The organism is Acidisoma sibiricum (assembly GCF_057837225.1).
On record NZ_CM174445.1, the window covers coordinates 655,417 to 668,119 of the forward strand.

Annotated in this window: 13 protein-coding genes, 1 tRNA gene and 1 pseudogene; 5 read left to right on the forward strand and 10 right to left on the reverse strand. The window is 65.2% G+C overall.

The window, feature by feature from the left end; translation table 11 throughout:
• Position 1: 1 nt before the first annotated feature.
• From AC3G7M_RS03145 to AC3G7M_RS03175, 7 genes are all read right to left on the reverse strand, one after another.
• Positions 2 to 760, reverse strand: coding sequence for an MBL fold metallo-hydrolase (locus AC3G7M_RS03145; protein ID WP_489214268.1), 759 nt, complete (start codon positions 758 to 760; stop codon positions 2 to 4).
• A complete protein-coding gene (locus tag AC3G7M_RS03150) occupies positions 747 to 1,784 on the reverse strand; it encodes an ABC transporter ATP-binding protein (protein ID WP_489214269.1) in 1,038 nt (345 codons plus the stop codon). The genes AC3G7M_RS03145 and AC3G7M_RS03150 overlap by 14 nt, the downstream gene beginning before the upstream one ends.
• A complete protein-coding gene (locus AC3G7M_RS03155; protein ID WP_489214270.1) occupies positions 1,781 to 2,575 on the reverse strand; it encodes an ABC transporter permease in 795 nt (264 codons plus the stop codon). The genes AC3G7M_RS03150 and AC3G7M_RS03155 overlap by 4 nt, the downstream gene beginning before the upstream one ends.
• A complete protein-coding gene (locus AC3G7M_RS03160; RefSeq protein WP_489214271.1) occupies positions 2,572 to 3,450 on the reverse strand; it encodes an ABC transporter permease in 879 nt (292 codons plus the stop codon). Before AC3G7M_RS03160 ends, AC3G7M_RS03155 begins: the two co-directional genes overlap by 4 nt.
• Entirely contained in the window at positions 3,447 to 4,529 is a 1,083-nt protein-coding gene (locus tag AC3G7M_RS03165) for a polyamine ABC transporter substrate-binding protein (protein ID WP_489214272.1), read from the reverse strand. Before AC3G7M_RS03165 ends, AC3G7M_RS03160 begins: the two co-directional genes overlap by 4 nt.
• Before the next feature lie 173 nt (positions 4,530 to 4,702).
• Positions 4,703 to 6,523 carry a phosphogluconate dehydratase gene (gene edd / locus AC3G7M_RS03170; protein WP_489214273.1) on the reverse strand — a complete coding sequence of 607 codons (1,821 nt, stop codon included), beginning with the start codon at positions 6,521 to 6,523 and terminating at the stop codon, positions 4,703 to 4,705.
• A gap of 96 nt (positions 6,524 to 6,619) precedes the next feature.
• Positions 6,620 to 6,696, reverse strand: a tRNA-Pro gene (locus tag AC3G7M_RS03175).
• Positions 6,697 to 6,831: 135 nt separating this feature from the next.
• Between AC3G7M_RS03175 and AC3G7M_RS03180 the strand changes: the two genes are divergently transcribed.
• On the forward strand, positions 6,832 to 7,212 hold the full coding sequence (locus tag AC3G7M_RS03180; protein WP_489214274.1) for a DUF423 domain-containing protein: 381 nt from the start codon (positions 6,832 to 6,834) through the stop codon (positions 7,210 to 7,212).
• On the opposite strand, the gene AC3G7M_RS03185 is transcribed toward AC3G7M_RS03180, so the two are convergent.
• On the reverse strand, positions 7,202 to 9,136 hold the full coding sequence (locus tag AC3G7M_RS03185; protein ID WP_489214275.1) for an AI-2E family transporter: 1,935 nt from the start codon (positions 9,134 to 9,136) through the stop codon (positions 7,202 to 7,204). The two genes, AC3G7M_RS03180 and AC3G7M_RS03185, sit on opposite strands and share 11 nt — an antisense overlap.
• A gap of 214 nt (positions 9,137 to 9,350) precedes the next feature.
• On the opposite strand from AC3G7M_RS03185, the gene AC3G7M_RS03190 reads away from it, so the two are divergent.
• From AC3G7M_RS03190 to AC3G7M_RS03205, 4 genes are read left to right on the forward strand one after another with little or no spacing between them, the layout of a single operon-like run.
• Positions 9,351 to 9,707 carry an ArsR/SmtB family transcription factor gene (locus AC3G7M_RS03190; protein WP_489214276.1) on the forward strand — a complete coding sequence of 119 codons (357 nt, stop codon included), beginning with the start codon at positions 9,351 to 9,353 and terminating at the stop codon, positions 9,705 to 9,707.
• 21 nt (positions 9,708 to 9,728) lie between these two features.
• The gene (gene arsC / locus AC3G7M_RS03195; RefSeq protein ID WP_489214277.1) at positions 9,729 to 10,166 is read left to right on the forward strand and encodes an arsenate reductase (glutaredoxin); all 438 of its coding nucleotides are present in this window, start codon (positions 9,729 to 9,731) and stop codon (positions 10,164 to 10,166) included.
• Positions 10,159 to 11,229: an ACR3 family arsenite efflux transporter gene (gene arsB / locus AC3G7M_RS03200; protein WP_489214278.1), complete on the forward strand. Its 1,071-nt coding sequence runs from the start codon at positions 10,159 to 10,161 to the stop codon at positions 11,227 to 11,229. Before arsC ends, arsB begins: the two co-directional genes overlap by 8 nt.
• An 8-nt stretch (positions 11,230 to 11,237) precedes the next feature.
• Positions 11,238 to 12,401, forward strand: coding sequence for an MFS transporter (locus AC3G7M_RS03205; RefSeq protein ID WP_489214279.1), 1,164 nt, complete (start codon positions 11,238 to 11,240; stop codon positions 12,399 to 12,401).
• Positions 12,402 to 12,424: 23 nt separating this feature from the next.
• On the opposite strand, the gene AC3G7M_RS03210 is transcribed toward AC3G7M_RS03205, so the two are convergent.
• Entirely contained in the window at positions 12,425 to 12,547 is a 123-nt protein-coding gene (locus AC3G7M_RS03210; protein WP_489216137.1) for a hypothetical protein, read from the reverse strand.
• Positions 12,548 to 12,682: pseudogene (locus tag AC3G7M_RS03215) on the reverse strand (hypothetical protein); the annotation flags it as partial.
• Between the last annotated feature and the right edge of the window lie 21 nt (positions 12,683 to 12,703).

Genomic DNA, 12,703 nt, shown 5'->3' on the forward strand with positions numbered 1-12,703 from the left:
CTCAGAGCGCGGCCAGGTGGCAGCCCGGCTGGTGCCGGCCGGCGCGATATTCGGCCGCCAGCTGGCGCAGGCGGGTGCGCCCGAAGCTTGGGAAATGACCGCCATGCACCACACTGACCGGCAGCTGCTCCAGCCGGTCGATCGACGCATCATAGTCACCAAGACTGGCATGATAGGTATCGGTGATCAGCGGCCCGTCATACAGAATGTCGCCCGAGAGCAGCACGCCGGTCTTTGCCTCCCACAGCGCAATGCCGCCGGGGGAATGACCCGGCGTATGGATAACCTCGAAGACGCGGTCGCCCAGATCGATGACCGATCCATCGTCCAGCAGCTCTGACGCCGGCGCCGGCTGCACGCGGTAGGCGGCGGTATCCCAGCCCATGGGCGGCGCGTCGAACATCTCCTCCGTCGCATAAGCGTCCGCCAGCGTCCATTCGTTGCGCGGGTCGGCGAGGATCGCGGCTTCGGCTTTGTGGACGCAACGGCAGCTGAATTCATGGTGGCCGCCGATATGGTCGAAATGGGTATGGCTCGCGACGCAGACCGGCATCCGGCCCGTGATGGCGGAAACGGTCGGCAGCAACGGAAAAGTCCCCAAGCCGCTGTCGAACAGCAGATCGCGGTCACGCCCGCGCACAAACCACATATTGCAGCGGAAGAAAGGCTTGATCCAGGGTTCATGGATCAGGGTCACCCCCTCTCCCATGGTGATGGTCTCGAACCAGTCTTCTGCGCTTACAGGGTCAGACGGCGACAAGATCGGCCTCCGCACAGGACAGGTTCAGCAGGCCGCCCGCCTCGGGCGCCGCACGCGGCGGCAGGCGCAGGATGAACATCTGATCGGTGGTCTCAGATCGCGCCTGCACGCGGTAATGGGCGCCCTGGAAGATCGCCTCGGTAATGCGGGCCTCTCCCAAAGACACCGCGCCCGTGCCATCGGCACGAACATTCTCGGGCCGGATGATCACCGTCGCCGCCTCTCCGGCCGTGCCCTTGGGCGCCACCGGCAGATCGCCGAGCACGGAGCGGACACCACCCGGCACCACGGTGCCGGCAATCTCAGTGCTCTCACCCATGAATGCGGCCGTGAAGCGCGTCGCCGGCCGGGCATAGACACGCTGCGGCGGCCCGGCATCTTCGATGCGGCCGTGATTCATGACGACGATGAGGCTGGCCAGCGCCATCGCCTCCTCCTGGTCATGAGTCACATGGACAAAGCAACGCCCGGTACGGCGCTGCAGAGCCAGCAGCTCATCCTGCATCTGCCGCCGCAGATTGAGGTCGAGCGCGCCCAAAGGCTCATCCAGCAGCAGGATTTCGGGTTCCACAATCAGGGCACGCGCCAAAGCCACGCGCTGCCGCTGCCCGCCCGACAGTTCATGAATGCCGCGCTTTCCAAGCCCCGCGAGCCCCACCATCTCCAGGGCACGGTCCACACGGCTCTGGCGCTCTGGCCCGGGCACGCGCCGCAGCTTGAGGCCAAAGGCAATATTCTGGCCAACGCTCATATGCGGAAACAACGCATAATCCTGAAACACTGTCGTGGTCGGCCGCGCGGCAGGACCCAGATTGGTCACATCCCGCCCGGCGATGCTCAGCTGGCCGGCAGTCGGGATGGTGAACCCGCCGATGATGGAGAGCAGCGTCGTCTTGCCTGAGCCTGAAGGCCCGAGCAGCACGACATAGTCATGGGCCGCCACCGACAGAGACACATCATCCAGGGCTGCGGCCCCAGCATAAACCTTGCGCACATGGTCGATCACCAGATGGGGAGCAGTCATGAGCGGCGGCGCCTCAGCAGAAGAAGTTCGACTATCATCACAAGCACAACCGAACACAGGAAGATGAAGGAACCGGCGGCATTGGTCTCCGGGTTCAACCCGCCGCGCAGCAGGCTCCAGATGACAACCGGCAGGGTCACGTCGAAACGCGTATTGAGGAAGGCGATCAGGAATTCGTCCCAGGACAGCGTGAAGCACAGGCAAAAGGCCGCGATCAGCGCTGGCAGAATCATCGGCGCGGTCACGCTCCACAGCACGCGTGCGGTGGAAGCACCGAGATCCCGCGCCGCCATCTCAATGCGGCGCTGATGCTCGCCCAATTGCGCGAGGCAGATGGCAAAGGCGAGCGGCATGTTGATGACGACATGGCCGATGATGACGGTGACAAGGCTGGGGCCGATGCCCAGCGCCGATGCACTCACCAGCAGCCCCATGCTGACCAGCAGGTAAGAGACGGCCAAAGGCAGAAGGATGACGCCCTGCACCAGCTGCTTGCCCGGAAACTCGTGCCGGGCGAGGCCGTAGGCGGCCAGAAAGCCGAGCAGCACGGAGAGTGCTGAGGATAGGCCGCCCACAATCAGCGAATTGAGGAAACCCTGCACCAGCCGGTCATCGGCGAAGGCTGCGGCATACCAGCGCAGAGACGGCCCGTTGAAGGGTGGCACCGGCAGCCGCCCGCCCTGGAAAGAAAACAGCACCAGCACGCCGACGGGCAGGAAAATGAAGAAGTAGCAGAGGGCCATATAGAGGCCCGCGAGCGTGGTGCCCGCCTTGTGCAAAACCCCTCTCATAGCCGGGCCATCTTCAGCCAGCGCTGCATAGCGAGATACGCGAGCGCGACGATCACCGTCAGGATCAGGGACATGGCGGAGGCCATGGGCAGATCAAGCTGGCGCTGGATCTGCATCATGATCGCCTGCGGCAGCAGCAGCTGGCGGAAGCCGCCCAGAATCTGCGGGGTCACGTAATCGCCGATCGTCAGCACGATGGTCAGAAAGGCGCCAACGGCGACACCCGGAATGCTCAGCGGCAAAGTGACGGACAGGAAGCTGCGCCAGGCCGAGGCACCCAGATCCTGGGCCGCCAGCGCATAGCGCGGATTGATCTGCACCAGACTCGCATAAATCGTCAGCGTATTGAGCATGATGAAGAAATGCACGAAGCCGAATTCGGTCGCATGCGGATTATAGGCGAACATCACGGGATGATGGATCACGCCCAGCGCCATCAGGGTTTTGTTGACAACACCCACCGGCGACAGCGCCAGCAGCCAGGCATAGGACCGCACGACATAGGAGGTCCAGAAGGGCAGGATGGCGGCAATCAGCGCCAGCCGCTGCCAGGCAGGCGGCACCACGCGCGCAATGCAATAGGCGAAGGGATAGGCGAGCAAGGTGCTGAAAATGACGACGATGATGGTCGTTACAATCGAATTCCACAGCGCCTGGCGATAGGCGCTTTCCTGGAAGAAAGCGCTGTAATCGCCAAAGCCGAACGCGCCCAGCGCGCCGGTGGGTGACAGCGGATGCAGGCTATAGACCCCCATCACGATCACCGGTGCGGCAAAAAAGATCACAATCCAGGCCAGCGCCGGCACGGAGAAATAAAGGCCGGAAAGCCGCTGCCGGGCGGCGGCACGGCTTTCCGCGGAAGCCGGCCTGCTCACTTGCCCTGCATCACTTCCGCCCAGAGCGCCTGCAGCTTCTTATCAAGCGCCGGCGTCATCTGGAGATAGGTATAGGAGGACTTCAGATAGGTCGGCTGCTGGTCCCAGCGCAGGATGGATTTCTGATCCGCGTTCAGCGCCGCCGCCGTATTCGCCGGCATGCCCCAGTAGCAGGATGAGGTCGCAAGCTTGGCCTGGCCTTCGGGGCTCAGAATATACTGGATGAATTTCACGCCCAGGGGCTTGCTCTTGGAGGAGGCGAAAACCGCCAGCCCCTGCTGCCAGCGGATGCCGCCCTGCTTCGGGATGGTGTAGTCCAGATTGGGGCTGTCCTTGGCGATGCCGGCCGTCACCCATTCGCCGCCGCCGACCAGAATATCGACAGCCCCGGTGGTCAGCGCCTGCTGCGTCGTTGTCACGTCACCCACCAGCGCCGCGTTCGCCTTCAGCGCCAGCAGCTTCTGCTTGATCGCCGGCAGATCGGCGTCCGTGATGGTGTCGGGGTTCTTGCCCAGTGCCAGATCGGCATACTGGATTTCGGGGACGTAATAGTCATAGACCGCAACGCGGCCCTTATATTTCGGGTCCCAGGGCGCCCCGATATCCGTCATCGCCGCCGGATCGACCGACGCCTTGTTATAGGCGACCGTGTTGTAGCCGAACTTTTCCGGCACCGTGTACAGCGTGCCATCCACACTGGTCAGCTTCGGATCGGCAATCACGGCGGGGATGGAGGCAAAGGGGTAATCCGCCTTATCGAGCGGGGAGAGCAGGCCCATCTTGGCCAGACGCCCGGTATCGGTCTCATCCACCACCAGCACGTCCCAGTCACCCGGCTTGGACTGGCCGAGGATGGCCAGGGCATCGGCGGTGCTGCCGATATCCTTGAAATTGACCTTCACGCCATTCGCGGCCTCGAAGGGTTTGAGCAAGGTCGGATCTTCATGATCGCACCAGGTCAGCACATTGAGCTGACCGGCCGCCTGGGCCTGACCGGCGAGGCCGAAGACCGCGAGACCGGCCGCGGCGGCCAGGGACAGCAGCCCGGGACAGGCGGCGGAGAGACGAAGTCGCGTCATGCTGAAAAACTCCCCGAATGGTTTCAACTGAATGGCGGCAAGGCGATTGGTATCACAAGGCCGCTCAGCAAATCATCCAGGCGGGCCTTAGATCCATAGGTTCATAAACATCATTACATTGATGCCCATGAATGTATCGCAGGACGACGGGGTAGTGGGCGCGATCTTGCGCCTCAGGCCGCAAAACTCCAGGCGCCCTCTTCGGCGGTCAGCGCGCGGGCGCGCATCCCGTCAAACAGGTTGCGGCCCAGCGTCTCGGCCAGCGGGTCCGGGGCGCCGGTCAAAACCTCCCGCGCGGCCCATGCGTCTTCGGCAACCTCCGCCATCACCGTGCCGGCCTCGGCGTCGAGCGTGATGATATCGCCGTCCCGCACGCGGCCGATCGGGCCGCCCATGGTCACTTCGGGCGACAGGTGGATGACCATCGGCACCTTGCCCGAGGCGCCCGACATGCGCCCATCCGTCACCAGGGCAACATGAAAGCCCTGATCCTGCAGCGCGCCCAATATCGGCGTCAGCTGGTGCAGCTCGGGCATGCCATTGGCCCGCGGCCCCTGATGGCGCAGCACGGCCACGAAATCCCGCTGCAAGTCACCCCGCTTATGCGCGGCCGCCAGGGCGTCCTGCGTCTCGAAGACGATGGCGGGCGCCCGCACCTGGCGATGCGCGGCCGCAACGGCGGAAATCTTGATCACCCCACGCCCCAGATTGCCGCGCATCAGGCGCAGGCCGCCATCGGGCGAGAAGGGCTTGTCCATCGTCGCCAGCACCGCCGTATCGCCGCTCACCGCCGGACCGTCCCGCCAGATCAGATGACCGTCGACCAGCGCGGGCTCCTGCGTATAGGCGCGCAGACCCTTCCCCATGACGGTCGTCACATCCTCATGCAGCAAACCAGCGTCGAGCAGTTCGCGGATCAGCAAGGACATGCCGCCGGCGGCGTGGAAGTGATTCACATCGGCCTTGCCGTTCGGATAGACGCGCGCCAGCAGCGGCGTCACGGCCGAGATATCGTCGAAATCATCCCAGGTGATGAGAATGCCGGCAGCCCGCGCCATGGCCACCAGATGAATGGTGTGATTGGTCGATCCCCCGGTCGCCATCAGCGCCACGATGCCGTTGATCACCGCGCGCTCATCGACGATCTCGGCGATGGGAATGAACTCGTTGCCGCGGGACGTGATTTCCAGCGCACGGCGGGCGGCGGCGGCCGTCAGCGCATCGCGCAGCGGCGTGCCCGGATGCACGAAGGCGGCACCCGGCAGATGCAGGCCCATGACCTCCATCAGCATCTGGTTGGAATTCGCGGTGCCGTAGAAAGTACAGGTGCCCGGCCCGTGATAGGCCTTCATTTCGGAATCGAGCAGCGCGTCACGCCCGACCTCGCCCAGCGCATATTGCTGGCGCACCTTCGCCTTCTCGGCATTGGAAATGCCTGAGGTCATGGGGCCGGCAGGCACGAAGATCGTCGGCAGATGGCCATATTGCAGCGCACCGATAATCAGCCCCGGCACGATCTTGTCGCATACGCCCAGCATCAGCGCCGCGTCATAGACATTGTGCGACAGGCCGATCGCCGTGCTCATCGCGATGACGTCCCGCGAAAACAGCGACATCTCCATGCCCGGATTGCCCTGCGTGACACCGTCGCACATGGCCGGCACACCGCCCGCAACCTGCGCCAGGCCACCCGCCAGACGCGCGGCTTTGCGGATCAGCTCGGGATAATGCTCGAAGGGCTGGTGGGCCGAGAGCATGTCGTTATAGGAGGTGATGATGCCGATATTCGGCGCGGCTCCCGTCGCCAGGCGATGCTTGTCACCGGCCGACATCGGCGCATAGGCATGGGCGAGATTGGCGCAGGACAGGCCGGACCGTGCCGGATAGGCCGCAGCCGCCTGGCTCACCCGCGCCAGATAGGTGCTGCGGGTCGCGGCGCTGCGTTCCCGCACGCGCTCGGTGACGGCGGCAATACGGACATGGACGGCGGCCATGGCTAGGTCTCCTGCTCCCGGTATGTTTACGAGTTGTACACGCGAACGGCCGTCGCCGTCAGCTTTTACCGCGGCGCCAGGACCTGGATTGGGGGATGGTCGGGACGAGAGGATTCGAACCTCCGGCCTCCTGCTCCCGAAGCAGGCGCACTACCAGGCTGTGCTACGTCCCGTTACCTGGGGTCTGGACGGACCGGGTCAGCGTGACCCGGCCGTGTCCGACCGAGGGCCGGCATATAGCCGTCTCTGCCGGGTGGGGCAAGCCGTCCGGGCGCGGAAATGCGATGCAGGAACGAGGGGGAAGGTGCATGGATAGAGTATGGCTGGGTACGGGTGGGTTGCTGGGCCTGACCGGCGTCATCATGGCGGCGGTCGCCGCCCACGCCTTGCCAGGCCGCATCTCGGCGATCGACCTCGGCTTCGTCCATACGGCGATTGACATGCAGATGTGGCACGCCCTGGCCCTCATCGGCTGCGGCGTGCTCGCCCGCCAGCGCCCCGGCAGCCGCCGCGTGCTGGTCGCGGGGTCGGGCCTTCTGCTCGGCACCCTGCTCTTCTGCGGCGCCCTCTATGTCTTGGCGCTGGCAGGGACCGAGATCCCGGCCATGGCGCCGACGGGCGGTTTCCTCACCATGCTCGGCTGGCTCGGCCTGGCCAGCCTCGCCTGGCGGCGGCCCGCTACGCCGTAGCGCTCACCCGCCCCACCGCTTCGATCACCATATCCCGCAGCGAGGTGACATAGGCATCCGCACCCATCATCTGTGCAAGCGCCTGATTGTCCAGAATCTCGGCTTCGGGCGTCCACAGGCCGACCACGATCGGGGTTTCGGGCATGCGCTGGCGCAACCGGCGCAGCAGATAACGCAGATGCGGCGGCTGGCCCACCAGTTCCAGGCAGGTGACGCAGATCAGCGCGACGTCCTGCGTGTTCAGGCTGCCGATCTGGGCGCGGGAGACGGCGTCATGCGTCACGGTACGGGTCTCGAATCCATGCTTGCGCAGCAGCTGCGCCAGCATGGCACTCGGAATATCGTCCAGTGGACCGCGGCCGCCGACGCAGAGCGCGAGCGGGGGCGCCATGGGCGCGCCGTCAGGGGCCGCGGCCTCCACCTCCACATCCGGCGCCGCCTGTTTGACGACCGTCCGCTCGGGCCGCGCCACGCCGGCCACCGCCTCGTCCTGCATGCGCAGGCGCTGCGGCGGATCGACATCCTCGTAATCCTCAAGCTCGTCGATGAGCGTTTCGACATCGGCGCGCAGCCGCGTCACCTGCAGCGGCTTCATGGCACCCCGCAGAATGTCGCTGGCCGCAAGTTCCAGGCCGCGGCGGGCGACCCCGTCATAATAGGCGCAGAGCGAGCGCGTCTGCAGCAGCTGCTCGGCCTGTTCCTGCACCTCGTCCGGGTCATGGGCCAGAATGCGCTGATAGAAGGTCTCGACCGGCGTCAGCGCCGGCCTGTCGCCCAGCAGCACGTCGAAGAATTCCAGACGTTTCACATGGCGCCCGACGACAACCAAACACAGTGTCATCGGCGTCGACAGGATCAGGCCGATCGGCCCCCAGATCCAGCCCCAGAAAACAGCGACGACCAGCACCGCCACCGGCGACAGGCCGGTGGTGCTGCCATAGGTCATGGGTTCGATGACCTGGCTGGTTATCCCTTCCGCGACCACGAAGAGAATGAGGGTTGAGATGGCAAGACCCCAATGCGGGCTGACGGCAGCGGCCAGGGCAATCGGCAGCAGGGCGGAAATCAGCGAGCCGATATAGGGCACGAAGCGCATCAGCATGGCCAGCACGCCCCAAAGGATGGGGTTGGGCAGGCCGAGAAGGGTCAGGCCAATGCAGACGACGACGCCGAAACCGGCATTGATGCCGATCTGGGCCAGAAAATAGCGCGACAGGCGGTCTCCGGCATCGTCAATCGCAAGCGTCGTGCGATGCAGGTCGCTGGACCCGAACAGCCGGATCAGCCGGTCGCGCAGATCCTCCTTCTGCAGCAAAAAGAAGATCGCGAAGACGATGACGATGCCAACCGTCTCGATCGGCGCCACCACCGGCTCCAGCACCGTCTTCAAAAGCGAAAAAGTGGATGTCGTGCCACCAGACGCCGGTGCTACTTCGACCAGTTGCCCGCCGGCGCTGGTCCCGGCATGGGCGGAGGCTGGACCCGAGGCACGATGGCCGGGCAAATCACCGCCCTGGCCGAAATGGCTCATCACCGCTTGCAGATGCTGGGTGAAATAGCCCTGCACGGACTCGAATTTCTGCGTGATGGTCGCCTGATACTGCGGCAGGCTGCCGGCCAGATCGGCGATCTGCATGCCGATGATGGCACCGAGCAGCAGGATGACCGCCAGCGCCAGCAGCACCGCGAGCAGGACCGAGACGACTTTCGGCAGGCGCCAGCGGCGCAGCAGCGCCACCACCGGCCCCAGCACGAAGCTGAGCAGAACGGCCAGCGTAATCGGAATCAAAACGGTCTTGGCGAAATAGAGCGCCGCCACGACCACAACGAAAACGAGCAAGATGAGCAAACCTTGTGGACGTGGCGTCTCGGATGCCGGCACACCCGCACCGGGCAGGGCCGACGCTTCTTCCACGTCCGACATAAACCATCTCCCCGGAAACTGGTGCAGCCCGCGCTCCGCCAAAGGACGCGGCCAGCCTGCTAGGCCCCGGATATAGGGGCCGGTTTCGCACGCGTAAGGGCCGGCGTGACGGAAGGTTTGGTCACAAATGCGCCGGTTCCAGCATGGCGTGCCGATATGGCCCGCCAGTCAGACGCCTCTTTCATTTCAATGTCTCTTGAGATATTGAAATGTTATGGACGAAGCGCAAGCTCTCATGGCCCTCTCGGCTCTGTCGCAGGAAACCCGCCTGCGGATCGTACGCGCCCTGGTCACCGCCGGTCCGGCCGGCATGCCGGCCGGCGCCATTGGCGATGCGCTGGAGGCGACCTCGTCGCGCTTGTCCTTCCATCTCGCGCATCTGGAACATGCGGGGCTGATCCAGTCCCGCCGCGAAGGGCGGTCCATCCGCTACACGGCGGCCTATGACGCGCTGTCCGGCCTGATCGGCTTCCTGATGCGCGATTGCTGCCAGGGACGGCCGGAAGTCTGCGCCCCGGCGGTTGCCGGCCTGGCCGCATGCGCCAGCACCCCCGCTACGACCTGCGCCTGAAACCGTCCCAAGGAAATCGCGATGTCGGTGACGATCTACCACAACCCGGCCTGCGGCACCTCGCGCAACGTGCTCGCGATGATCCGCAACAGCGGCGCGGAGCCCCGGGTCGTCGAATATCTCAAAACACCGCCCAGCCGGGCCGAACTGATCGCGTTGATCGGCCGCATGGGAATTCCGGTGCGCGCTCTGCTGCGCGAGAAGGGCACGCCCTATCAGGCCCTGGGTCTGGATGATCCCGCGCTCTCCGACGATGCGCTGCTGGATGCCATGCTGGCGCATCCGATCCTCATCAACCGTCCGATCGTGGTGACGGATCTGGGCGTGAAACTCTGCCGCCCGTCGGAAGTGGTGCTCGATATTCTGCCGAACCTCCAGCAGGGCGCTTTCGTTAAGGAAGACGGCGCCCCGGTGGTCGATGCGAGCGGTCATCGCATCGGAAAACCGGGCCATGAGTGACAGGGTCGCGGCGCCAGTCAAAGCGCCGTCCATGGGCCGTTTCGAGCGCTACCTGACCTTATGGGTGGCGCTCTGCATCCTGGCCGGCATCGGCCTGGGACACATCATCCCCAGCCTTTTCCATCGTCTTGGCTCCGCGAGCGTGGCGCAGGTCAATCTGCCGGTCGCGATCCTCATCTGGCTGATGATCGTGCCGATGCTGCTCAAGATCGATCTCGCAGCACTCGGCAAGGTCGGCCAGCATTGGCGTGGCATTGCCGTCACGGTCGGGGTGAATTGGCTTGTCAAACCCTTCTCCATGGCGCTGCTCGGCTGGCTGTTTATCGCCCATCTGTTCCGGCCGCTGCTCCCGGCCGGACAGATCGACGCCTATATGGCGGGATTGATTCTGCTGGCGGCCGCACCCTGCACGGCCATGGTCTTCGTCTGGTCCAATCTGGTGGAGGGCGAGCCCCATTTCACGCTGTCCCAGGTGGCGCTGAATGACAGCATCATGATCCTGGCCTTCGCGCCGATCGTGGCGCTGCTGCTCGGCCTGTCCTCGATCACAGTGCCATGGAACACGCTGATCATCTCGGTCGCCCTCTATATCGTGGTGCCGGTAATCGTCGCCCAGCTCTGGCGTTACGCGCTCCTCCGCCGCGGCGGACCGGGGGTGCTCGGCCGCACGCTGCGGGTGCTCTCACCCCTATCGCTCGCAGCCCTTCTTCTGACCCTTGTGCTGCTCTTCGGCCTTCAGGGTGAGCAGATCATACGCCAGCCGGCCGTGATCGCACTTCTGGCCGTGCCGATCCTCATCCAGGTCTATTTCAACGCGGGTCTGGCCTATTGGATGAACCGTCAACTGGGTGTCGCCTGGTGCGTGGCCGGCCCGTCCGCCTTGATCGGTGCCAGCAATTTCTTTGAACTCGCGGTCGCGACCGCCATCGCGTTGTTCGGCTTCCAGTCGGGCGCCGCACTCGCGACCGTCGTGGGCGTGCTGGTGGAAGTGCCGGTCATGCTGTCCGTGGTGCAGATCCTGCACCGCAGCCGGGGATGGTACGAACGCAAACCGGCCGGATAGGCCGGGCAATGCAGACGCGCATCCCTGTCGTCTCCGCCCTGGGCATCACGCAAACGCTCGCCTGGGCCTCGACCTATTATCTGGCGGCGGTCTTTGCCGATCCGATATCCGCCAGCCTGCATCTGCCCCATGTCTGGTTTTTCGCGATCTTTTCCGCGGCCCTGCTGCTGTCGGGCCTGTTTGGACCGCTCGCCGGGCGCTGGATTGATCGCTATGGGGGCCGGGATGTTCTCGCTGGCACCAGCCTCGTTTGTGCGGCGGGGCTGGTCCTGCTGTCACAGGCGCAGGGCCTGGCCACCCTGGCGCTCGCCTGGGCCGTGCTCGGCCTCGGGATGGGCTTCGGCCTTTATGAAGCCGCTTTCGCGACGGCCGCGCGGCTTTACGGGCTTGATGCCCGCAGCGCGATCACGGGCATCACCTTGTTCGCGGGTTTCGCCAGCACCATCGGTTGGCCGCTGAGCGCCTGGTTCATCCACGCCTTCGGCTGGCGCGGTGCCTGCCTGGCCTGGGCCTGTCTGCATCTTGTGGTCGGTTTACCACTCAACAGGTGTCTGGTGCCGCAAGCGCCGCCGCGATCGCCCCCCGCGGCACATGAAACAGCCGCCACGCCGGCAGGCGGGACGCGATGGACCATGATCGTGCTCGCCGGCGTCTTCGGCGCGACCTGGTTCGTGGCGACCGCCTTGGCCGCGCATCTGCCGCGCCTGCTGGAGGCATTGGGCGCAACACCGGCAGCCGCGATCGCCGCCGGCGCCTGCATCGGCCCGGCCCAGGTCGCCGCCCGCCTGGCCGAGTTCAGCCTGATGAAACGGGCCTCGCCCCTGCTCTCCGCCCGGCTGGCCGCGACGCTGCATCCCGTGGGTGCCGTCCTTCTGGTGATCTTCGGCGCGCCCCTCGCCATTCCTTTCGCCCTCCTGCATGGCGCCGGCAATGGCTTGCTGACCATTGCGCGCGGCACCCTGCCGCTGACCTTGTTCGGCCCGGCCGGCTATGGCCTGCGCACGGGGATTCTCGCGGCGCCCTCGCGCGTCCTGCAAGGGGTCGCACCCTTGCTGTTCGGCCTCATCCTCGACGATGCCGGGCCGCGCTTTGCCCTGGCTGTCTCGGCCGGTCTGATGGTGCTGTCAGCCGTCGCCCTGCTGGTGCTGCGGACGACGGCTGCGCGGAGATAAGGCGGCGCTACAGCCCTGTCGGATCAGTCGGCGCGCGACCGGCGGGTGGGGTCGATCGGCGCCTCAAGATCCCAGGGTTTGCGCTGTGTTTCCATCAGCGCCTCACCTCTGGAGACACCGATATCGGCCAGCAGATGGGCATCCATCCCGACCAGCTCGCGGCGGCTGCGCGCCGTCTTCCAAATCGATCGCAGGACCGGCCAGATGGCCCGCAGGATGCGGACGCGACGGCGCGGTTGCGTTATCGGGGAAAAGACAGTAGCGTTATCTATGTTTTCCATAGAAACGAATAACAGCAGTAA